The organism is Streptomyces sp. NPDC001663 (assembly GCF_042893105.1).
GTDB lineage: Bacteria > Actinomycetota > Actinomycetes > Streptomycetales > Streptomycetaceae > Streptomyces.
Map to the genome: position 1 here is coordinate 452,406 of NZ_JBIAUR010000001.1, position 21,385 is coordinate 473,790.

Consider the following 21,385-nt stretch of genomic DNA (forward strand, 5'->3'; position numbering starts at 1 on the left):
CCACGATGGACTGCTCGTAGTTGACCTCGTGAGCCAGGCCGCCGCGCTGCCGCACGTGAGCAGTACCGAGCAGTGGCTGAGGAACCACCTGCACACCGCGTGAACGTATTCTTCAACGGTGTCCGAGAGCGAACCGATGCGGCTTCCCGACATGCCGCTGCACGACCCGTTCGTCGTAGCCGACGAGAAGACCCGCACCTACTACCTCTACACGTCCAACGACCCCTCCGTGTCGGGCGTGAACGGCACCGGCACGATGGTCTACCGCAGCCAGGACCTGCGCGACTGGACGCGCCCCGTCGTGGTCTTCCTGACCGCCGAGCAGCAGGACCTCTGGGCCACCGACGGCGCCTGGGCTCCGGAGGTGCACGAACGGGGCGGCAGGTACTACCTGTTCACCACGCTGCACAACCAGGACAGGCCGCTGCCGGTGCCGCCCGCCAACCAATGGGGCACGCCGTTCCAGCTCCCGAACCACATGCGCGGCACGATCACCGCCGTGTCCGACTCGCTGCTGGGTCCCTTCACCGTCGTCGACCCCGCGCGGCCCACCCCGCCCGAGAACCTGATGACTCTCGACGGGACGCTCCACGTCGACCCGTCCGGACAGCCCTGGATGGTGTACGCGCACGAGTGGCTGCAGACCATCGACGGCACCATGGAAGCGATCCGGCTGACCGCCGACCTGTCCGGCACGATCGGCGACCCACTCTTCCTCTTCAAGGCTTCGGACGCGTCCTGGATCGGCGAGCAGATCCCGGCCGGCGTCCCGAACCAGCTCCCGCCGTACATCACCGACGGCCCCCAGCTGTACGGCACCCCCGACGGCTCCCTGCTCATGCTGTGGTCGACGTACGAGAAGAACGTCGTCGGCAAGGACGGCACCATCAGCGGTGGCTATGTGCAGACGTACGCCGTCTCCAAGTCCGGTGATCTGACCGGGCCTTGGGAGCAGCACCGGCCACTGGTCCGCGACGACAGCGGCCACGGCATGCTGTTCCGCACCTTCGACGACCGACTGATGATGATCCTCCACCGGCCCTTCGAGAACGCGCGCGGGAAGCTGTACGAGATGCAGCTCGACGGTCACGAACTACGGGTGCTCCGGCAACGCACGGACCTCGACGGCGGTGGATGACGCGACGGGGTGAACGGGCGGCGATCTCGGCGTTGCCCAGGCCGGTCGCATGGCGACGAGGACCTGGCGCTCGCGCTCGGTGAGGTCGTCCAACTGCCGTTGCTGCCGTTGTGTCCGGCCGGGCAGCCGGTTGGCGAAGGCGTCGATGGGCTTGCGGGTCAGGCCCGGTGAGACGACCGCGTCGCCAGCGGCCACCGCGCGGGGCTTGAGCAGAAACCCGCCGGCAGCCCGGCCAGAGCGATGACGACGGTCAGCCCGGCGAACACCACCGTCGAACCCGCCGTGCCCAGGGCCCGACCGGCGGCCTTCTCCGGTTCATGCCCGTCGCGGATCCCAGTGCGGTAGCGGACGACGGCGAAGAGGGCGTAGTCGATGGCCACCGCCAAGGCCTGCATCAACGCCGGCGTCGAGGCGTTGGAGCTCATGTCGAAGACCGCGGTGGCCGTCGTCGGCGCCAAGATCGCGGTCAGCAGCGGCAGCCCGGCCGCGAGCAGCGAGCCGAAGGCGATCACCAGAGGCACGGCGGCGACGGCGACACCGATGAGTTCGGCCGACCCGGCTCCGGCCTTGCCCGACCATGACTGCCCGGCGCCCGTACGACGACGGTCTCTGCACCTCCCTGGAGCACCTGCTGTGCACTCGCGAGTCAGGTCATCACGCGGACAGCGGTGAGCCGGGCCCAGATGTCCGGGCCCGGCTCTGTGGCGGCTCTGCGTGTCCCCTGAGGGGCCGTCAGTACCGGTCGGTGCGGGGAACCTTCGGAGTCTTGCCGTGTTTCCCGGCGGCAGCTGCCGAAGCGCCGATGACTGCCGGGTCGAGGGAGAGTGTGCCTGCCGCCGGGCCGTTTTCGCCGGCCAGGCTCACTTCGACGGGTGTGACGGGTAGTTGGGCTTCGTCGGCAGGTCCGGCTTGCTCGGGAGGTCAGGCTTCGTGGGAAGCTCGGGTTTCACGGGGTGTGCGGGGTAGGCGGGCTTGACCGGGAGTTCGGGCTTCGCGGGGTACGCGGGCTTCACCGGAAGCTCGGGCTTGGCGGGGTAGGCAGGCTTGACCGGGAGCTCGGGCTTCGCCGGGTACGCCGGCTTCACCGGAAGCTCGGGCTTCGCGGGGTAGGCAGGCTTGACCGGGAGCTCAGGCTTCGCCGGATAGGCAGGCTTCACCGGGAGCTCAGGCTTCGCCGGGTACGCCGGCTTCACCGGAAGCTCGGGCTTCGCCGGGTACGCCGGCTTCACCGGAAGCTCGGGCTTCGCGGGGTAGGCAGGCTTCACGGGAAGCTCGGGCTTCGCGGGGTAGGCAGGCTTGACCGGAAGCTCAGGCTTTACCGGGTACGCAGGCTTCACGGGAAGTTCGGGCTTCGCCGGGTACGCCGGCTTCACGGGAAGTTCAGGCTTCGCCGGGTAGGCAGGCTTGACCGGAAGCTCAGGCTTCGCCGGGTAAGCAGGCTTGACCGGAAGCTCAGGCTTCGCCGGATAGGCAGGCTTGACCGGAAGCTCAGGCTTCGCCGGATAGGCAGGCTTGACCGGAAGCTCAGGCTTCGCCGGGTAAGCAGGCTTCACCGGGAGCTCAGGCTTCACCGGAATCGCTGGGTAAGCGGGCTTCACCGGAAGCTCGGGCTTCGCCGGGTACGCCGGCTTCACGGGAAGTTCAGGCTTCGCGGGGTAGGCGGGCTTGACCGGAAGCTCCGGCTTCGCCGGGTAGGCGGGCTTGACCGGAAACTCCGGCTTTACCGGATAGGCAGGCTTCACCGGAAGCTCAGGCTTCACCGGGTACGCCGGCTTTACAGGGAGTTCAGGCTTCACCGGATAAGCAGGTTTCGCGGGAAGTTCCGGTTTCACGGGGTAAGCAGGCTTGACCGGAAGCTCAGGCTTCACCGGGTGCGCCGGATAAACGGGCTTGGCCGGAAGCTCCGGCTTCACCGGGTGCGCCGGATACGCCGGCTTCGCCGGAAGCTCCGGCTTCACGGGGTGCTCCGGAAACGCCGGCTTGACCGGGTGCTCCGGATAGGCGGGCTTGACCGGGTGCTGCGGATACGCAGGCTTGACCGGATGCGCCGGATACACCGCCCTCACCGGGAGCTCCGGATACGCCGGCTTCGGCGGAGCCTCAGGCTTCGCCGGGGTCGGCGGGTGCGGCACGGGGTGGTCCTGAGCGTGGGTGGTTCCGGCGCTCCCCAACGTGGCTGCGGCAAGCGCGGCAGCTACGGCGGATGACGCCAGGACAGATCGCCATCTCGGCGATGTCGTCATTTTCTCCACTCTCCTTGACTTGGTTCAGAGCTCGTGACGGCTGGTCAGCACCAAGAGCCGGACAGTGGAATGATCAGGAAATCGGACACCCGAATAACGCAAAGAGGCACATAAGCCACCAGATGGTGTAGCCCGGGAGGCCAGTTGGCCCGGGTACCACCCACCAAGCAGCGGCAGGTTCGGATCCGCTTCGCATCGCAGACACCCGCCTCGGCGAACGCCTCTACGCAATGCCCAACAAAGTTGACGACGCGTCAAAACCACCACGCCCGCTTGGCCCGCGCGCCGACGAGGCAGCATTCGGCCCTACCGCCCGTACACGAGATTCCGCGCACGCAGACAGGACTACGACGCGCGCCTGGCCACGCTCCTCTTCACGCACCCAACCGCAGCAGCCGGCGTCGTCACCGTCACGACCGCCTGACCTCGCATCACAGTGCGACGCAACGGGCCCGCAGAGCCACGCCCCTCTGCGCTACCAGCCCACCGACCGCGACCTCAGCCCACCGCCTTCAGCCCACCGCCGGCGGCCCACTCGTCCCACGCACCACCAGCTTCGGCTCCAGGACCGCCTCCCGCGGCTCCAGCGCCGGATCCTCCAGCCGCTCCACCGCGAACCGCACCGCGTGCTCCGCCATCAGCGCCGCGTCCTGCCGCACCGTCGTCAACCCGATCGGCATCAGATGCGAAAGATGACTGTCGTCGTAGCCGACCACCGACACATCCCGCGGCACCTCCACCCCGGCCCGCCCCAGCGACATCAACAACCCCATCGCACTGCGGTCATTACCGGCCAGCACCGCCGTCGGCAACACCAGCCCGGCCTCCCGCTCGGCCAGCAGCAACCGCCCCGCATCGATCCCGGACTGCTCGGTGTGGTCCCCACCGATCACCCGCGCCCACTCCTCCAGCCCATGTCGGCGCATCGCCGCACGATAGGCGCGCCGCCGCTCCGCCGAGCCCGGCCCGCTCCCGCCGTCGAGGTGCACGATCCGCCGGTGGCCCAGCTCCACCAGATGCTCCATGGCCTGCCGCACACCCTTGCCCTCGGCACTTTGCACGAAGTCCACCCGCGCCCCGCGCACCCGGCGGCTGACCGACACCGTCACCGCCCGCCGCCCCAGCGCATCCAGATCGGCCGCCTCCGCCTCCGAACCCAGCACGATCAACGCCTCGCACCGGTGGCTGAGCAGCGCCTCGACCGCCTTCGCCTCGCTGCGGCCCGGCGCCGCAGCAGACAGCAGCACGTCATAGCCCAGCCGCTCCGCCTCCGGATAGATGCCCTCGATCAGATTGGTGTGGAAGGTCTGCTGCACCGCGAACATCACCCCCAGCGTCCGGCTGCGCCCCCGCGCCAGCAGCCGCGCCGCGCTGTCCGGCCGGTAACCGATCTCGTCCGCGACCTGCAAAACCCGCCGCCGGGTCTCCTCACTCGCCCCCTGCTGATTGCGGAACACGATCGACACCAGCGCCCGCGAGACCCCCGCCCGCGCGGCCACATCCGCCATCGTCGGCCGCTGCCTGCCCGCCGCATCCACCAGTGCACCCACCCTCCGACACCACACACCCTGGGGTCTGCCCTTCGGACCAGCCCGGCGTCAAGACGTGCCGTCTCGTAGCCGCCTTTCCCGCAACATCCCTGATCCGCGAGACAGACCCTAGCCGCGATCTCGCAGTCTTCTGGCTACAGGCTCTCGAAATCTCCCCGCAACAACCTATTGACATGACATTTGGACCAGCGTCATCGTACTCGGACTAGAGCGCGCTAGTAGAGCGCGACAGACGGCACACGGCAACCAGCAAACACAACAGACACCACAGACGTCGAGAAACCCCCGATCTTCGGGTGAAGGGACACGTCATGGCGACGGCGCCAACCCCTCTGCGCACCACCGCGGGCAACCTGTGCCTCGGCTCCGCCCCCGACTCCTGGGGCGTCTGGTTCCCCGAGGACGAGCAGCAGGTGTCCTACACCCGCTTCCTCGACGAACTCGCCCAGGCCGGCTACCAGTGGCTGGAGCTCGGCCCCTACGGCTACCTCCCCACCGACCCGCAACGCCTCAAGGACGAACTCGACGCCCGCGGCCTGCAGGTCTCCGGCGGCACCGCGTTCGGCGCCCTGCACCGCCCCGAGGCCTGGGACGACATGCTCGCCCACGTCCGCCAGGTCGCCACCCTCACCGCCGCCACCGGCGCCCACCACCTCGTCCTCATCCCGCCCATGTACCGCGACGAGAAGACCGGCACCCACACCGAGCCACCGGAACTGACCGCCACTCAATGGGCCGGCTTCGGCCGCGCCGCCGACCGCCTCGGCCGCCTCCTCCTCGACGACTACGACATCCGCCTGGTCCTCCACCCGCACGCCGACAGCCACATCCAGACCCAGCCCGAGATCGAACGCCTCCTGAACGAGTCCGACCCCCGCTACACCAACCTCTGCCTGGACACCGGCCACGTCGCCTACGGCGGCGGCGACAACCTCGACCTCATCCGCCGCTTCGGCGAACGCGTCGGCTACGTCCACATCAAACAGATGGACCCCACCGTCCTGGCCCAGGTCGCCGCCGAAAACCTCTCCTTCGGCGAGGCCGTCAAACGCGGCGTCTGCGTCTCCCCGCCCGCCGGCGTCCCCAACCCCGCCGACATCGTCACCGCACTCACCACCCTCGACGCCGAGCTGTTCGTCATCGTCGAACAAGACCTCTACCCCTGCGCCCCCGAAGTCCCCCTGCCCATCGCCATCAGCACCCGCCAACACCTCGCAGAACACGGCCTGACGGGCACCCGACGCCCCAACACCCCCCGATAGGAGGCACCATGGACGTCAGGGACGACACGACACGGGCCACCACGGCCAACGGCACGGTCACGGACGACACACCACCGGCGGTCTCCCGGCGGCTGAGGCTCATCACCGTCATCGCCACCTTCGGCGGGCTCCTCTTCGGCTACGACACCGGCGTCATCAACGGCGCCCTGCCGTACATGACCGACGACCTGGGCCTGACCCCCTTCACCGAGGGCATGGTCACCAGCTCGCTTCTGCTGGGCGCGGCTCTGGGCGCGATCACCGGCGGCCGTCTGTCGGACGCGCGCGGACGGCGCCGTACGATTCTCGTCCTCGCCGTGGTGTTCTTCGTCGGCGCGCTCGGCTGCACGCTCGCGCCGAACACCGCGGTGATGGTGGTCGCCCGGTTCGTACTCGGCCTCGCGGTCGGCGGAGCCTCGGTGACGGTGCCCGTCTACCTCGCGGAGATCTCCCCCGCCGAGCGGCGCGGTGCGCTGGTCACCCGCAACGAACTGATGATCGTCAGCGGGCAGTTGCTCGCCTTCACCTCCAACGCGGTCATCGCCAACGTGGGCAGCGAGTCCGGCGGCATCTGGCGCTACATGCTCGTGCTGGCCACCCTCCCGGCCATCGTGCTCTGGTTCGGCATGCTGGTCATGCCGGAGAGCCCGCGCTGGCTGGCCTCCAAGACCCGCTTCGGCGAGGCGCTGGAAGTCCTCAAGCAGGTGCGCTCGCAGCAGCGGGCCGAGGCCGAACTGGCCGAAGTCACCTCGCTGGCCGTCAAGGAGGAGCAGGAGAAGCTCGGCGGCTGGCAGGACATGAGGGCCACGCCGTGGGTGCGCAAGCTGATGTTCGTCGGCTTCGGCATCGCCATCGTGCAGCAGATCACCGGCGTCAACACGATCATGTACTACGGCACCCAGATCCTCACCGACGCCGGCTTCGCCTCGGACAGCGCCCTGACCGCGAACATCGCCAACGGCGTCATCTCGGTGCTCGCCACCTTCGTCGGCATCTGGCTGCTGGGCCGCGTCAGGCGCCGCCCGATGCTGATGACCGGTCAGATCGGCACGACCGCCGCCCTGTTGCTCATCGGTATCTTCTCCCTGGCGCTTCCCTCCGGCGACGGCCGCGCATACGCCGTGCTGGCAATGACCGTCACCTTCCTCGCCTTCCAGCAGGGCGCCATCTCACCGGTGACCTGGCTGATGCTCTCGGAGATCTTCCCGATGCGGATGCGCGGTTTCGGGATGGGCGTCGCGGCCGTGGTGCTGTGGCTGACCAACTTCCTTATCGGGCTGGTCTTCCCGTCCCTGGTCTCCGGGATCGGGATCTCCAGCACGTTCTTCCTCTTCGTGGTGGCGGGCATCCTCGCCCTCACCTTCGTCAAGCGCTACGTCCCCGAGACCAAGGGCCGCACCCTCGAGACCCTCGAAGCCGAACTCCGGGCGCGCTTCTCCTGATTCCTCGGATCCCCTGTCTGCCGGGATCTCCTGTTTCCCTGGAGGGAACGAGCATGACCGTACGTGTTGGTGTCATCGGCGCCGGATGGATCGGCCAGGACCACATACGACGCCTCACCGAGGTCGTCACCGGCGCCACCGTGACCGCCGTGACCGACATCGACGACGCCCGGGCCGCCGAGGCCGCCGAGCGCGTTGGAGCCGCCGGACGATGAAGTGCGGAGCCCGGCGGGCACGGAGCCGTGTCCGCCGGGCCGGGTTCAGTGCAGTTCGGCACCGACAGTTCCGTCGTCGACGGGGCTGTCGGCCACGGCACTGTCGTCGAGGAAGCCGCCCGACTGGTGCTGCCAGAGCCTCGCGTAGGCGCCGTCCGACGCCAACAGCTCCTGGTGTGTGCCCTGTTCGACGATCCGCCCCCGGTCGAGGACGACGAGCCGGTCCATGCCGGCGACCGTGCTCAGCCGGTGGGCGACCACCAGCGCCGTCCGCCCCTCCATGAGCCGCCACAGCGCCTCCTGGACGAGGAGTTCGCTCTCCGAGTCCAGCGCGCTGGTCGCCTCGTCGAGCAGCAGGATCGGCGCGTCGCGCAGAATCGCCCGCGCGAGCGCGACCCGCTGGCGCTGTCCGCCGGACAGCTTGATCCCGCGCTCGCCCACCATGGTGTCGAAACCGTCCGGCAGTGCGTCGGCGAACTCCGTGACATGGGCCGCCTCGGCCGCGCGGCGGATCTCGGCGTCGGTGGCGTCAGGGCGGGCGAAGGCGATGTTGTCCCGCAGGGTGCGGTGGAACATGGCCGGGTCCTGGGGGACGTAGGCGATGAGACTGCGCAGGTCGGCCTGGCGCATCCTGCTGATGTCCTGCCCGCCGATCAGGATCCGGCCGCCGTCGATGTCCGTCATCCGCAGCAGCAGCCGCGTCAGGGTGGTCTTGCCGCCGCCGGACCGGCCGACGAGGCCGATCTTCGTCCCGCTGGACACGGCCAGGTCGAGGCCCTTGAAGAGCGGCTTCCCTCCCCCGTGGGTGAAGTCGACGCGCTCGAAGCGGACGTCGGCGGCCCCGCTCAGCAGCGGTTCCGGAGACGGCGGGTCGAGCACGGTCGGGGGTGACAGCAGGAGTTCGGTGAACTGCGCCGCCTCCGTCATCGAGCTCTCCAGGCGGCGGTAGATCTGGTTGAAGTCGAACATGATCTTGGTCGCGTTGGTGTAGTAGGTGAAGGCGACCACGACCGCCTCCACTCCGTGCTCGCCCCCACCGAGCGCGACCGCGAGCACCAGACCCAGGACGTTGGTCAGTACGGACATCGGCGCGACCAACGTGTCGATGCGCAGGTTGCCGTAGTCCCACGACCTGAGCATGAGCCGCCGTGACTGCGCTACGCGGGTCCGGTGCTCGGCGGCCTCGCGTTCCTCGGCGGCGAACGCGCGCACCGTGTCCATGTTCATCAGGCTGTCGGCGACATGGCCCGACACCCGGGCGATCGCCTCCTCGCGCTGGTCGACCAGTGCCTGACGGCGCCGGATGAGCGGTACGACGCACAGCGCCGTCAGCCCGATCATCGCCAACAGCCCTACGACGAGCAGCGGTTCGTAGCGCCACAGCACCACGGACCCGAACAGCAGCGGCACGAGGCTGCCCATGACGTTGAACGTCAGTGTGTCGATGAACTCCTCGAAGCGGGAGGCGAAGCTCAACACCCGCTTGGTCAGCGAACCTGCGAAGTTGTCGTGGAAGAAGGCCGCGTCCTTCGCGAACAGTTCGTCCATGCCGACGACGTAGAGATGCTCGACACCGAAGGCGTCGAGGCGGTTCAGACAGTGCAGCCCGATGCGCCACACTCCCTCCGACAGCAGCATGACGCCGGCGAATCCGAGGACGTACGGCAGCGTCGAGCCGAGGCCGATACGGTCATCACCGGAAATACGGCCGACGAGCTTCGCGACGACCAGCGGGGCGATGTAGTTCAGGCCGATGTTTCCGAGTGCCGGCAGCAGCATGGCGGGCGCCGTCAACCGCCTCAGGCGGCGCAACTCCCGTCCGTAGTAACGAAGTGCGAGGAGCACCGCGCCCCTGCGCGGCGGAGCTTTGTGCGATTCAGGTAATCCCATCCCGATCCTGTGTCTCCGTTCGGGCAGGCCAGGGAATGGGAGTGTCCCGCGACGACACCCACGGTGTCCAAGCGTTTTCGCTCGGTGACGCCGCCTGCCTGTCCCGGGGAGGGCGGCCGTCACACGTTCGGCCGAGCATGCCGGCCTTCCAGCGGTCGATCTTCAGCACTGAGTCGTTACCTGGACGTACCCCTTGATGCTCCCTCGCATCGCTAGTCTCGTCCTGCTTCACGAACATCACCTGGAGAGCAATGCCCGACCCGACCCTGCGGCTGCCGGACTATGTCGATCTTCGTTTGCTCGGCAAGTGCAATCTCAGCTGCCCGTTCTGTTTCGGACCTCGCCACGAGGTTCCCTCGATGGAGGAGAAGGACGCTTTCCGGGTTGTCGAGCAGCTGCGCCGGGCAGAAGTGAAGGGCGTGGTCATCTCCGGTGGGGAACCGACGCTGCTGCCCTATCTGGCCGACCTGGTGGCGGAGTTGAGCCTGCCTCTGCCGTCGGGCGCGCCGGGTCCGCGTGTCGTGCTGTCCACCAACGGGCTGGCCCCTGTGCGGACGATGCAGCGGATCCTGCCTCATCTCTCCTGGATCGCCCTGCCCCTCGAATCCGCCGACGCGGAACAGCATCGGCGGATGCGCACGGGAGTCGCACCGCACCGCGAACGCGTACTCGGGCTCCTCAAGGAGGTACGCACACGGCACAGACGTGTACAGGTGAAGCTCGGGACGGTCGTCACCCGGCTGAACGCAACCGGAGCGCCCGGCGTCCTGGATCTGATCGAGGAGGACGAGTGCCTTCCGGACGTCTGGAAGGTCTACCAGATGTCCGAGACGAACTACGGTGCAGACAACAGGGATTGGCTGGCCGTCAGCGACGAGATGTTCGAGGCCGTGGTGGAACGTTGCGAGAAGGCTGCCGCCAACCGCGGCGTCCAACTTCAGCTGTACCGCAATTCCACCCGTAGCGGCAGCTATCTGTTCATCGATCCCGACTGCCAGGTGGTTGTCATCGACGAAGGGCGCGAACGGCGTATCGGCGACCTTTTCGAGGAGTCGGAGAAGGTTGCCGCAGGTCTGCGCGGCGCAATCGATCACACGAGGAACGCCGGTAATTTCTCCGGCACATATCCGGAACTGTGAGAGAGGACAATCATGGGCTCGGTCGTGCGTGTCGGAGTGCAGGCCATCGTTCGGTCGGGTGACGGTGTTCTGCTGGGGCTGCGCAAGAACACCTTCGGCCAGGGCACATGGGGACTGCCCGGCGGGCACCTGGAGATCGGAGAGACGATCTTCGAGGCGACCGCCCGGGAGCTCATGGAGGAAGTCGGCATCCGCCCGGTCGAGTTGAGGGTCGCGTGCGTCACCGACCCCCAGCCGGAGGCCAACCACCACATGCAGATCGGTGTCGAAGTACTCGGACACGAGGGATGCATCACGGTCCGTGAGCCGGACCGCTGTGAGCGTTGGCAGTTCTGGCCGCTCGACGCGCTGCCGGAGGAGCTGTTCGTCGGCTCGGTCAAGGTGCTGGACAGCGTGCGGGCGGGATCACTGCATCTGTCGGTTTCCTGAAGACACCCTGCCGGTCACCGAGAGCCGAACTTCTTGTTGGCGTTGGTCAGTGTCGTCATCAGTAAGCGCAGCCGTGACTGGTACTGCTCCTCGTATCGACGGAAGTGGTCGAGACTGCAGGCGAGTTCCCACTGGGTCGCGAATCCCGCCAGGCTGTCCTCGTAAAGGCGGGTGGCGCGGTTGAAGCGGACCTCGAACGTCTTCATGCCGTGGCTGGTGCGGTATTCGGGGTCGGTCGTCACATACGGCTCGTAGAAGCCGCCTTCCGACGTCAGCAGCGTGGTCGCCGGGATGTCCATGGGTGTGAGGCGCAGTTCTATCGCCTCGCCGTACCTTTCGCGCAGTTCCTCGTAGGCCTCGGTCACCGCTACGAATGTCTCGCGGTAGTACCTGCTGGTCCTGATGATTTCGATGATGTTCTCGGCCGTGACCTCCACGTCGGGGTGCAGGTCCTTGTTGATGAAGACACCGAGGCTGTTCCACGGGTTGCTGATGATGATCTCGAAGTGAACGTGCCGGGCCAGCGCTTCGAGCAGGATCGGCCGGAATCGGTTGGCGCCTTCGAGCAGATACGACGCGCCTCCGTGAGCGATCAGCCTGACCAGCGAACCCTCCTTGCGCAGGGCGTCCTTCTTCGCCTCGTTGCGCTCGTCGCCGTCCTGGGGCAGATAGAGGTGATCGATGTGGTACGGCAGCTCCAGCGACGAGGGCAGGTCGGGCAGTATGCGGGCCCGGCTGTCGAGGGTCGCGAGGCTCTGCGGGTGGTCGACGCCGAGGATCGCTGAGGTGGTGCCGGCGATGTGCTCGAGGGCGGCCAGAGCACTGCTGCCGCTGGGGTCGGAGCCGGCGTCGGTGGCTTCGAGTTCGGCGTTCGCGAGGACGGCGCGGACGGCCAGGGCCCGCGGGTCCTCGGTGCCGTAGGTGGCGGACACATGGAGGCCGATGATCTCCAGGGCTTCCCTGCCCCGGGCAGCCTGCTCGGGCCGGCCGGTGGCGTCGGCGTTCTTGATGGCCCGCAACGCCAGGTCGAAGGCCGCGTTGAGGGAGAGGGAGTGGCTGTCGCCCGCGATCTCGGAGAACTGCCGGGCGGCCCGGGCGAAGTTCGCGGTGGCCGCCTCGTCCTGCGCACCGGCCGGGGTCGCCGTGACGGCCGCCCGCACCCAGTTGATCAGCAGCCGGACCGCGGCTTCCTCCTCCTTCTCGCCCTGGTCCGCGGGCCAGGAGCCACCCATGGCGTCCAGTGCCTCTTCGGCCGACTCGGCCCACCTTCCGGCGTCCTGCGTGTTTCCCGAACGCAGGTTGACGGCACCGAGATTGGCGAGGATCCGGGGCCGCAGGGATCCCGCTCCCCTACGCGTCTTGCCGAGGCCCGTGACCAGCACCGCCCGCGCCTGGTCCAGCTGCTCGTGCTCGGCGAGGACGGCGGCCGTGTCACTCCAGACCTCGGCCCTGCACGGGGACGGACCGGCCTCCGCGATCTCCAACTGCCGTAGAGCCAGGCGTGCGATGCGCAGGGAGACCGCTTCGAATCGGAGCGCCAGCAGTACCTTCGCCAAATGGACCAGCCGCTCTGCCCATTCGGGCGGCAGGTCGGCGGACTCCAGGGCGGCCGTGTATTCCTCGAACGTCGTCCGGTCCGACTCCTCGGCTGTTCGTGCCACTCCAAGGAGCAGATCTTCGGCAAGAGCGACGGCTGAATCGAGATCCGCATTCATCACTGGCCCTCCGTCTCGTCATTCGCGCGCGTAAGAGCGCTGGGGATGGTGACGGGGGTGATGAAGCCGAACTCGCGCAGGCGGGCGCGGACTTCACTTTCGTACTTCTCACGGTACGACGAGCCGTTCCCCTGCTGCACCTCGTCGACCCGGAACAGGTCCAGGCTGTCGTCCGTACCGGTGATCTCAGGCCACATCGACTCGATGACCTCGGTGATGTGCAGACAACGCAGCCGCCGCAATGCCTCTTTTACCGTCGCGGCGACCAACTGCGGCTGCCCGTCGGGCTCTTGGGCAATGGCGGTGTTGTTGTTGAGTCTCACCGCGACACCGAGTACGACGGGGAAACGGTCCGCCCCGGCTCGCTCGATCGGCATTCCCGCGCGTCCCGTGTAGGCGGTGCGGTTCGCCTGTTGTTCCTCGTCGTCGGCGCCGGCGCAGTCGAGCACAAGTATTTCGACGGCCGAGCAGCTCGGCTCCCTGTGGTGGAAGACGGAGGCCCTGAGTACGGTCCCGTGCAGCGGGCTGCCGTACGGATTCAGACGTGAGGTGCGCCAGCGCTCGCCTCTCCTGGCCTGGTCGAAGTAGATCTCGGGGCCGGCCAAGTCGTCGTTGTAGAGCCTGATCAGCGCCAAGTCCGCGTCCCAGCAGCGTTGTTCCACGGTGCCGGCGATTCTGAGGCCCTGCGGCAGCTGCAGATCCACGGAGGTGTGCTCACGGATCTCGTCCCCGAGATGGTGGTCGGCGGTGAGGACGAAATGCCGTGTCATACGGAATCCGCCGCCGAGGACCTTCTCGTTGCGGGACAGCTCCACAGTGTATTCGGCCGACGCCACCCGTGATCCCCCGATCATCGACAGGATCAGTATGCCCACGATCCTGAATCGACAAGCGTAGCGCGGTGGTTGGTGCGAATCGAGACGATGTGGCACGGCTGCGGTGCGCCGTCACGACGGACGCCGCCACCACAGCAGACGGGACAGAAGGGGCTGCGCGGTCTCGTCCGCCTGGATGTCGGTCTGGATCTCCGTCTGGATGATCTCCACGAATGCGAGATCGGCGCTCTGGGCACGTTCCGCCTCCCGCAGCACGGCCGCCCAAAGAGGGTCCTGGGCCGGATCCCGGACAGGCGTCCTTCCGTGTGCCGCCTGCTCTTTCCACGCCGCGAAGCTCGAGATCCATTGCGTCATCGCGGCGATGGTCCTCAAGTGCGCTTTCACGACGCGGCGCGAGCCGTAGATCCGCAGCCGCGCCAGTACGAGATCCGCCTCCACCTCGCGGCCCCGCTGCGCGGGCACCTCGGGCAGCTCACCCGTCTCAAGGACGCCCGCCCTGAACCGCTCGCCGCGGTTGACCGACGTGAGCGCGTCCTCGTAGACCGTCGCGCGCCGTTCCCATATCCGGTTCTCGCGTTCGCGCGCCAGGGTGGCCCGTTGGATGAGCAGCGTGCTGGAGAACGAGGCCAGTGCACCCGCGGTGGTGCCGATGAGGGTGGCCTCCACCGGAGTCAGCTGCATGACGGTCATCATGACAGCCCGATACGGCTCCCTTGCGGTGCCCGGGCAAGCTCGTGGGCCGACACGTCACGAGGGTTTCGGCGACTGGATCCACCCCAGGGACCGCTCGACGGCTCGCTTCCAGCTCTCGTACTCCCACTCCCGCCGTTCGGGCTCCATGTCCGGTACCCACTGCGCGGCCCGGTGCCAATTACGGCGCAGGACCTGCAGGTCCGGCCAGTAGCCGGCCGCGAGCCCGGCGGCGTAGGCCGCGCCCAGGGACACCGTCTCGTGGACCAGGGGCCGTACCACGGGGACGTCGAGCACATCGGCAAGGATCTGCATGAGCAGGTGGTCGGAGGTCATGCCGCCGTCCACCTTGAGCTGCTTCAGGTCGAGCGCGGAGTCGGCGTTCATGGCGTCGACGACCTCCCGGGTCTGCCAGCCCGTGGCCTCCAGGACGGCTCGGGCCAGGTGGCCCTTCGTGATGTACGACGTGAGGCCGACGATGACGCCCCGGGCGTCGCTGCGCCAGTGGGGAGCGAACAGACCGGAGAACGCGGGGACGATGTAGCAGCCGCCGTTGTCCTCGACCGTGCGCGCCAGCGTCTCGATCTCCGGGGCGCTGTGGATCAGGCCCAGCCGGTCGCGGAACCACTGGACCAGCGAGCCGGTGACGGCGATCGGGCCTTCCAGCGCGTAGACCGTGGGCTGGTTCGCGATCTTGTACGCGACGGTGGTGAGGAGCCCGTGCCGGGAGCGCACGAGATCGGTGCCGGTGTTCATCACCAGGAAGCTGCCGGTCCCGTACGTGCATTTCGCCTCGCCGGGCGAGAAGCAGGTCTGTCCGAACAGAGCCGCCTGCTGGTCGCCGAGGGCGGCCGTGATGGGCACACCGGGGAGCACGGAGCGGGCCTCGCCGTACCTCTCGGCCGAGGACCGGATCTCCGGCAGCATCACGCGGGGCACGCCGAAGAAGTCCATCAGTGCTTCGTCCCAGGTCAGCGTCCGGATGTCCATGAGCATGGTGCGGCTGGCGTTGGTGGCGTCGGTGATGTGCAGACCGCCGTCAGGACCGCCGGTGAGGTTCCAGATCAGCCAGCTCTCGATCGTGCCGAACAGCACCTCGCCGTCCCGCGCGCGCTGTTCCAGCCCGTCGACGTGGTCGAACAGCCAGCGGATGCGGGGTGCGGAGAAGTAGGTCGAAGGGGGGAGGCAGCAGTGTTCGAGGAAGAACTCGTCTCCGGGCTCCTTTCTCAGCTCGTCGACGAGCGGGGCGGTGCGGGTGTCCTGCCAGACGATCGCCCTGACCAGTGGGACTCCGGTCCGCCGGTCCCAGAGCACTGTCGTCTCGCGCTGGTTGGCGATCCCTATGGCCGAGATCTGTCCCGCGTCCACCCCGGCGTTCGACAGTGCCTCGGGTACGACGCGCTGGAGATTGCGCCAGATCTCGACGGCGTCGTGCTCGACCCAGCCGGGACGGGGGAAGTACTGCTGGTGCTCCCGCTGGGCGACCGACACCAGACGTCCGCCGTGGTCGAACAGGATGCATCGGGTGGAGGTGGTGCCCTGGTCGATGGACATCACATACCGGTCAACCATGATCGGCCCTGCCTTCCGATGTGTCGCGGAGATGCTGGGGGCCTCACCAGCGGGCCGCACCCAGGTCTCTGGAGATCGCACGTGCCGCCTCCCGCAGCACGGTGATCAGGGCCGGTTGGGGCCGGCCTTTGGTGTCGCAGATCCGCTCGACGGCGCCGGACACCCCGATCGCGCCCACCACGAGTCCGCCCTGTCCCCGGATCGGCGCGGCGATACCGGCTTCGCCCATGCTCATTTCCTGCACCTCGGCACCCCAGCCGAGCTCCCGTATCTCGCCGAGCGCCCGGTTGAACTCCTCCCGGTGGACCATGGTGTGCCGGGTGTACGCCTCCGGTTCGGCCTCCAGCAGGGGACCGATGGGCGTGGCCCCGAAGGCCAGCAGGACCTTGCCGAGCGAGGAGGCGTGCAACGGCAGCAGCGCGCCGACGTCCAGGGTCTGGAGGGTGTCGTCCGGCCGGAAGACATGGTGGATGACGAGCACCTTGCCCTCCAGGGGCGTGCCCAGGCGGACGGCCTCCCCGCTGCGGGCGGCCAGGGCGTCGGCCCAGTTGATGGAGCGCGAACGCAGTTCGTTGACGTCGAGATAACTGGTGCCGAGGTGCAGCAGAGCCGCCCCGAGCTGGTACTTTCCGGTCGCCGGATCCTGCTCCACGAAGTCCACGTGTTGCAGGGTGCGCAGAATCCCATGGGCGGTGCCCTTGGCCAGCCCCAGCGACGACGCCACCTCTCCCAGCCCCAGCCGACGGGAGCCGCCGGCGAGCAGACGCAGGATCGCCGCCGCCCGCTCTATGGACTGGACTGGGCCGGCCATGAAGCGATGGTAGTCCGAGTTTTTCCGGTTTGGGACTGTCGTTCGGTAATGCCGACCGAGGTTCGTTGACCGGCCGCATGTCCTTCCATAGCGTGCCATGACACCCGCCCCAGGCCGCAACGCTTCCCCGAGGAGGACACATGACACCAGCGCAGCTCGACGCCGCGCCTCGCGAGGAAGTCGAGCACGTCTTCGCCCTGCCGCACACCCCGGGAGCCGTCTCGGCCGTACGCCGACGCATACGTACGGTCCTCACCGACTGGAACCTGGCCGCGGAGATCACCGAAGACGTACTGCTGGTGGCCTCGGAGCTGCTGACGAACGCGCTCGTCCACGCCCTGCCCCCGGCGACGCTGAGGCTCTCGCGAAGCCAGGCGGACCGGTGCAGAGCCGTACGCGTCGAAGTGACCGACATGGGGCCCCTGGCCCCGGCGGGGCTGTCGGCTACGGCTCTCGACCCGGACGAGCACGGCCGTGGCCTCGGCATCGTCACCGCGCTGGCGGCACGGTGCGGCGTACACGTGCACTCCGGCGGGACCAGCCGGTGGGCGGAGCTGCAGCTCGGCCGGAGCTGAGGCCGGCCACCTTCGTGGTCGCACCGTCGGGACGACAGGAGCGCGCAGCACTCCATGACACCCGACATTGCGCTCCGTAACCGCCCGCTCACCCCAGTTCCGGCCCGGCACCCGCCCCCAGGAAGCCGTAAGCCGACCTAAAATGGAACAAATTACCCAATAATGATCGAGGGCAACGTGTCGGCCGACGGTGTGGCATCGAGCTCGTACCCGTTCGGCGCCGCGCGTGTCGGCGAATCGCCCGAGCGTGACGACGCGCTGGTCAGCGCCATCGTCGGTGCCGTGGAGGTGACCGGAGCGCATGCCGGAAGTGTGTTCCTGCTCTCCGGCGACCATCACTCGCTCCTCCTGGCCGCGGCGTGCGGGACACCGCCCTCCCTGCTGGGCGGGTGGCGTCGGATCCCGGTGAACAGCCGCGTTCCGGTGGCGGAGGCGTACCGCTCGGGGCGCATGGTCCACCTGACCGACGCGGAGGAGACGATGCGGCGCTTCCCCCAGCTCTCGGTCGCCGTGCCCTACCCGTTCGGCTCTGCCTCAGTGCCCGTAAGAGCGGGCAGGCGGACTTTCGGAACGATGGCCGTGTTGTGGACGCCCGGGCCCGACCGGACAGGGCTGTCGAGGGCGCAGCGTCGGCAGCTGCGCTCCGCGGCCGATCGTCTGGGCACCGCACTCGCCGGTCTGAGCGCACGCCGACTGCTCGGCGAGTGGGACGAACGGACGGCTCCGTTGGTGGTCCCACTGCCGTCCGCTCCGGTGATAAGGGTGGGCCTGTTCGACTGGAACCTCGACACCGGGTCCTTCACGGCGGACGACGAACTGTGCGTGATCTTCGGGATTCCGCCCCGCGAGTTCGACGGACGGGCGGCCACCCTGGCGGCCAGAATCGAACCGGCGGACCTGCCCGGCTTCCGGTCAGCCGCACGTGCCGCGGTCGAGGAGGGACATGTGCTCGCGCACTGCGTGAGCCTCCGGGATGGCGGCGGGAGGCTTCGCACCGTCGAGCTGTGGGGTCGGGTGCCCGAGATCCCGCACGACCCGCGGACGGCGTCCCATCTGGTCGGCGCCGTGCTCGATTCCGGAAGCGGCATGGCTGCTGTGGCGGCGCTCGAGCAGCTCACGGACGGCTTCTTCGCGCTCTCCCCGGACGGGCGTGTCACCTACGCGAACCACAGCCTCGAGAGTCTGCTCCGGGTCCGCCTGGACGAACTGCTCGGCCAACGCCCCTGGGACGTGCTGCCCTGGCTGGCCGATCCCGTGTACGAGGACCGCTACCGGGCCGCCGTGGTCTCCCAGCAACCGGTCTCCTTCCTGGTCCGCCGCCCACCCGACGAGTGGCTCGTCTTCTCCCTGCACCCCGGCGGGCAGGGCATGACGGGATGGGCGGCACCCGTGAGGCAGCCACTGCCCGACGGGGCCGGACCCGGGACCTTCGTCGCGGAGGAGGGTCCTCCCGTCTCCTTTTCGCCTCCGCCCACGGCCCCCCGCCTGGGATCCCTCTACCGCGTGCTCCAGCTGGGCAGCGCCCTCACCGAGGCGGTCACCGCGCACGAGGTGTTCGACGCCGTCGCCGACCAGCTGCTGCCCGCTTTCGGCGGCCAGAAGCTGGCGATCACCGTCGTGGAGGAGCGGCGCCTGCACCTGCTCGCGCAGCGCGGCTACTCGAAGCGCTTCCTCGCCGGCTACGAAGGGACCCCGCTGCACGCCCGGCTGCCGGTGACGGACGCGCTGACCTCCGGGGCCCCGCTGTTCGTCGAGACCCGTGAGGAGCTCCTCGAGACCTACCCCGGGATCCTGGTCGGCCACTCGAACTCCTGGGCGTTCCTGCCGTTGATCGCCTCCAACCGCCCGGTCGGCGCCTGCATGCTCGCCTTCGACGACGTCCACCGGTTCCCCGACGAGGAGCGCGGCCTCCTCACCGCGCTGGGCGGCCTGATCGCCCAGGCTCTCGAACGCGCCAAGCTCTACGACGCCGAATACGCCCTCGCCCGCGGCCTGCAGAACGCGCTGCTGCCCCACCGGCTGCCCACGCTGCCGGGCCTCCGCGTCACCGGGCGCTATGTTCCGGGCACCAGCGGGATGGACATCGGGGGCGATTGGTACGACGTCATCCCCGTCGGTGACGAGGTCGCGTTGATCGTCGGGGACGTCGAGGGACACAACGTGGCCGCCGCGGCCGCCATGGGACAGCTACGCAGCGCGATGCGGGCCTTCGTCACCGCCGGCCATCGGCCGGGCGACGTCCTCGCCAGTACCAACCGGCTCCATATGGACCTCGACCCCGCACTGCTCGCCAGCTGCTGCTACGCCCTCCTCCACCCTCGCTCGGGGGTCGTGCGCATCGTCCGCGCGGGCCACTGCCCGCCCCTGCTGCGTCTGCCCGACGGACGCACCGAAATCCTGGACGTGCCGGGCGGCCCTCTGATCGGCGTCGAGGCCATGCCCGACTATCCGGAGTCGGAGCTGCGCCTCGCGCCCGGCTCGATCCTCGCCCTGTACACCGACGGGCTCATCGAGAGGCGCGGCTCGGACATCGGTTCCGGCATCCGCAGGCTCCGGACCTCGCTGGCCCGCATGGGCGGGGACCGCCTGGAGGATCTGGCCGACGGGCTGCTGCAGGATGCCTGCCGGTCCCACGAAAGGATGGACGACATCGCACTCCTGCTCACCGAGTACGCCCCTTGACCAGTCCCCGACGCCGCTGTTAGGTGCCCCAGATCTTCCGGTACGCCTCCCGGTAGCCCGACGGGTCCCAGCTCGTGGCACCGTCGCTGTTGTCGGCCGTGGTGATGTGGACAGGGGCTACATATCCGCTGGCGGGACGGCCGGAGAAGGCTCGGTTGAACTCGTCGACGATCTGCCAGCCCTGCAGGGACAGCGGCTCGGGCACGGTGGCCGCCTCGTACTGCTCGCTGTTGATGCGCTGGAAGGCGGAGGGGTCGCCGTCTCCGGCGCCGATGTTGAAGGGCGGGCCGGAGCCCTTCTTACCGGCCGCGCGGAAGGCCGGGGCGGCATCGGCGAAGTAGAGGTCGTTGATGGCGACGGAATGGGTCCACCTGCTCTGGAAGCGGGAGAGGAGCGAGGAGACCTCCCGCGGGGTGCGGCTGCTCGCGTCCGGGATAGGGATGTTCTCGTACGCCAGCAGCTTCACGCCCGAGCAGGTGAGGAGCTCCTTCCTGATCAGTTCGGACTTGTTCTTGGCGAAGGGGATCGAGGCGTCGGTGAAGAGCACGACCCCGGCGTGGCCACCCGAGTTCGAGATGACCCATTGCGCGCTGATTCCGGCCACGTCCTCGACGTCGGTGGTGACGTTGGTGAAGAGTCTGGGCTGCCGACTGGGGCCGGGGGCAGCGACCGCGTGCCAGCCGACGAGCGGGATCCGTGCCGCCTCGGCCCGCGAGACCTGCTGTGAGGTCGAGCCCGGGTCGAAGCCACCGATGACGATGCCCGAGGGCTTGAGGGCTACGGCCTCGCTCATCGCCGCCTGGATGCCGGCGGGGGTACCGCCACCGTCGATCACCCGGACGTTCCAGCCGATGACCCGTGCAGCTGCGCTCACCCCTTTCGCAGCGCCCGCGACGCCGGGATTGGTCATGGTCTGGGCGACGTAGACGATGGTCTTGCCGGACACTGCCGACGGGCCGCTGGTCGGTCCGTTCCAGGGAACGTCCGTCTTCTCCGCCTGTCCGACGGCGGCCTGGGCCCGTGCCTGGACCGCGGGGCAGCCGCTCGGTCCCGTGGTGGAGCCCTCCGGGGCGCTCGACGAGCCGCGTTCGCAGCCCGCAAGGACGGTTGCCGCAGCCAGCAGGCCAGCGGCGACGGACCGAGCCTTGAGCGCGCCGGGGGTGGCTTTGCGGTTGCAGTTCACGGGGAGCTCCTCG

General features: G+C 68.6%; 17 protein-coding genes and 2 pseudogenes. 8 read left to right on the forward strand and 11 right to left on the reverse strand.

Translation table 11 applies throughout. The features are described 5' to 3' along the window. Positions 1-136: 136 nt before the first annotated feature. Positions 137-1,138 carry a glycoside hydrolase family 43 protein gene (locus ACFY1L_RS02185; protein WP_388818876.1) on the forward strand — a complete coding sequence of 334 codons (1,002 nt, stop codon included), beginning with the start codon at positions 137-139 and terminating at the stop codon, positions 1,136-1,138. Here ACFY1L_RS02185 and ACFY1L_RS02190 read toward each other — a convergent pair. From ACFY1L_RS02190 to ACFY1L_RS02205, 4 genes and pseudogenes are all read right to left on the reverse strand, one after another. Then, positions 1,094-1,333: a hypothetical protein gene (locus tag ACFY1L_RS02190; protein WP_388816786.1), complete on the reverse strand. Its 240-nt coding sequence runs from the start codon at positions 1,331-1,333 to the stop codon at positions 1,094-1,096. The genes ACFY1L_RS02185 and ACFY1L_RS02190 overlap by 45 nt on opposite strands. A gap of 29 nt (positions 1,334-1,362) precedes the next feature. Beyond that, positions 1,363-1,725: pseudogene (locus ACFY1L_RS02195) on the reverse strand (MMPL family transporter); the annotation flags it as partial. Positions 1,726-1,998: 273 nt separating this feature from the next. After that, positions 1,999-3,270, reverse strand: a complete 1,272-nt coding sequence (locus ACFY1L_RS02200) for a hypothetical protein (RefSeq protein WP_388816789.1) — start codon at positions 3,268-3,270, stop codon at positions 1,999-2,001. 623 nt (positions 3,271-3,893) lie between these two features. Beyond that, a complete protein-coding gene (locus ACFY1L_RS02205; protein ID WP_388818879.1) occupies positions 3,894-4,889 on the reverse strand; it encodes a LacI family DNA-binding transcriptional regulator in 996 nt (331 codons plus the stop codon). A 353-nt stretch (positions 4,890-5,242) separates the two neighbouring features. Here ACFY1L_RS02205 and ACFY1L_RS02210 point away from each other — a divergent pair, with 353 nt between their 5' ends. The 3 genes and pseudogenes from ACFY1L_RS02210 to ACFY1L_RS02220 all read left to right on the forward strand — a co-directional run. Then, positions 5,243-6,193: a TIM barrel protein gene (locus tag ACFY1L_RS02210; protein ID WP_388816792.1), complete on the forward strand. Its 951-nt coding sequence runs from the start codon at positions 5,243-5,245 to the stop codon at positions 6,191-6,193. A gap of 8 nt (positions 6,194-6,201) precedes the next feature. After that, the gene (locus ACFY1L_RS02215; RefSeq protein ID WP_388816795.1) at positions 6,202-7,635 is read left to right on the forward strand and encodes a sugar porter family MFS transporter; all 1,434 of its coding nucleotides are present in this window, start codon (positions 6,202-6,204) and stop codon (positions 7,633-7,635) included. Positions 7,636-7,688: 53 nt separating this feature from the next. Next, positions 7,689-7,838 (forward strand): annotated as a pseudogene (locus ACFY1L_RS02220) (Gfo/Idh/MocA family oxidoreductase); the annotation flags it as partial. 57 nt (positions 7,839-7,895) lie between these two features. On the opposite strand, the gene ACFY1L_RS02225 reads toward ACFY1L_RS02220, so the two are convergent. Continuing rightward, complete coding sequence (locus ACFY1L_RS02225) at positions 7,896-9,740, reverse strand: ABC transporter ATP-binding protein (protein ID WP_388816798.1); 1,845 nt, start codon at positions 9,738-9,740, stop codon at positions 7,896-7,898. A 251-nt stretch (positions 9,741-9,991) separates the two neighbouring features. On the opposite strand from ACFY1L_RS02225, the gene ACFY1L_RS02230 reads away from it, so the two are divergent. Together ACFY1L_RS02230 and ACFY1L_RS02235 are read left to right on the forward strand one after the other, a co-directional pair. Continuing rightward, positions 9,992-10,879 (forward strand): radical SAM protein, encoded by an 888-nt coding sequence (locus ACFY1L_RS02230; RefSeq protein ID WP_388816801.1) that lies wholly within the window; start codon positions 9,992-9,994, stop codon positions 10,877-10,879. A 12-nt stretch (positions 10,880-10,891) separates the two neighbouring features. Beyond that, positions 10,892-11,308, forward strand: a complete 417-nt coding sequence (locus ACFY1L_RS02235) for an NUDIX hydrolase (protein WP_388816804.1) — start codon at positions 10,892-10,894, stop codon at positions 11,306-11,308. A gap of 14 nt (positions 11,309-11,322) precedes the next feature. Here ACFY1L_RS02235 and ACFY1L_RS02240 read toward each other — a convergent pair whose 3' ends face one another. From ACFY1L_RS02240 to ACFY1L_RS02260, 5 genes are all read right to left on the reverse strand, one after another. Next, positions 11,323-12,969 (reverse strand): hypothetical protein, encoded by a 1,647-nt coding sequence (locus ACFY1L_RS02240; RefSeq protein WP_388816807.1) that lies wholly within the window; start codon positions 12,967-12,969, stop codon positions 11,323-11,325. A 53-nt stretch (positions 12,970-13,022) separates the two neighbouring features. Further along, complete coding sequence (locus tag ACFY1L_RS02245; RefSeq protein WP_388816810.1) at positions 13,023-13,898, reverse strand: hypothetical protein; 876 nt, start codon at positions 13,896-13,898, stop codon at positions 13,023-13,025. 72 nt (positions 13,899-13,970) lie between these two features. Then, positions 13,971-14,540, reverse strand: a complete 570-nt coding sequence (locus ACFY1L_RS02250; RefSeq protein ID WP_388816813.1) for a hypothetical protein — start codon at positions 14,538-14,540, stop codon at positions 13,971-13,973. A 66-nt stretch (positions 14,541-14,606) separates the two neighbouring features. Next, positions 14,607-16,121, reverse strand: coding sequence for a glycerol kinase GlpK (glpK, locus tag ACFY1L_RS02255; protein WP_388816816.1), 1,515 nt, complete (start codon positions 16,119-16,121; stop codon positions 14,607-14,609). 43 nt (positions 16,122-16,164) lie between these two features. Continuing rightward, entirely contained in the window at positions 16,165-16,932 is a 768-nt protein-coding gene (locus ACFY1L_RS02260; protein ID WP_388816819.1) for an IclR family transcriptional regulator, read from the reverse strand. 140 nt (positions 16,933-17,072) lie between these two features. Between ACFY1L_RS02260 and ACFY1L_RS02265 the strand changes: the two genes are divergently transcribed. Both ACFY1L_RS02265 and ACFY1L_RS02270 read left to right on the forward strand, forming a co-directional pair. Beyond that, the gene (locus ACFY1L_RS02265; RefSeq protein ID WP_388816822.1) at positions 17,073-17,507 is read left to right on the forward strand and encodes an ATP-binding protein; all 435 of its coding nucleotides are present in this window, start codon (positions 17,073-17,075) and stop codon (positions 17,505-17,507) included. A gap of 162 nt (positions 17,508-17,669) precedes the next feature. Further along, positions 17,670-20,189: a SpoIIE family protein phosphatase gene (locus ACFY1L_RS02270; protein ID WP_388816825.1), complete on the forward strand. Its 2,520-nt coding sequence runs from the start codon at positions 17,670-17,672 to the stop codon at positions 20,187-20,189. Between the two features lie 19 nt (positions 20,190-20,208). On the opposite strand, the gene ACFY1L_RS02275 is transcribed toward ACFY1L_RS02270, so the two are convergent. After that, positions 20,209-21,372: a substrate-binding domain-containing protein gene (locus tag ACFY1L_RS02275; protein WP_388816828.1), complete on the reverse strand. Its 1,164-nt coding sequence runs from the start codon at positions 21,370-21,372 to the stop codon at positions 20,209-20,211. Between the last annotated feature and the right edge of the window lie 13 nt (positions 21,373-21,385).

Coding starts and splice junctions, on each gene's coding strand:
- glpK (WP_388816816.1), bottom strand. CDS start 16,121: ATGGTTGACCGGTATGTGATGTCCATCGACCAGGGCACCACCTCCACC.
- ACFY1L_RS02205 (WP_388818879.1), bottom strand. CDS start 4,889: ATGGCGGATGTGGCCGCGCGGGCGGGGGTCTCGCGGGCGCTGGTGTCG.
- ACFY1L_RS02270 (WP_388816825.1), top strand. CDS start 17,670: ATGATCGAGGGCAACGTGTCGGCCGACGGTGTGGCATCGAGCTCGTAC.
- ACFY1L_RS02250 (WP_388816813.1), bottom strand. CDS start 14,540: ATGCAGCTGACTCCGGTGGAGGCCACCCTCATCGGCACCACCGCGGGT.
- ACFY1L_RS02230 (WP_388816801.1), top strand. CDS start 9,992: ATGCCCGACCCGACCCTGCGGCTGCCGGACTATGTCGATCTTCGTTTG.
- ACFY1L_RS02235 (WP_388816804.1), top strand. CDS start 10,892: ATGGGCTCGGTCGTGCGTGTCGGAGTGCAGGCCATCGTTCGGTCGGGT.
- ACFY1L_RS02260 (WP_388816819.1), bottom strand. CDS start 16,932: ATGGCCGGCCCAGTCCAGTCCATAGAGCGGGCGGCGGCGATCCTGCGT.
- ACFY1L_RS02225 (WP_388816798.1), bottom strand. CDS start 9,740: ATGGGATTACCTGAATCGCACAAAGCTCCGCCGCGCAGGGGCGCGGTG.
- ACFY1L_RS02210 (WP_388816792.1), top strand. CDS start 5,243: ATGGCGACGGCGCCAACCCCTCTGCGCACCACCGCGGGCAACCTGTGC.
- ACFY1L_RS02265 (WP_388816822.1), top strand. CDS start 17,073: ATGACACCAGCGCAGCTCGACGCCGCGCCTCGCGAGGAAGTCGAGCAC.
- ACFY1L_RS02185 (WP_388818876.1), top strand. CDS start 137: ATGCGGCTTCCCGACATGCCGCTGCACGACCCGTTCGTCGTAGCCGAC.
- ACFY1L_RS02215 (WP_388816795.1), top strand. CDS start 6,202: ATGGACGTCAGGGACGACACGACACGGGCCACCACGGCCAACGGCACG.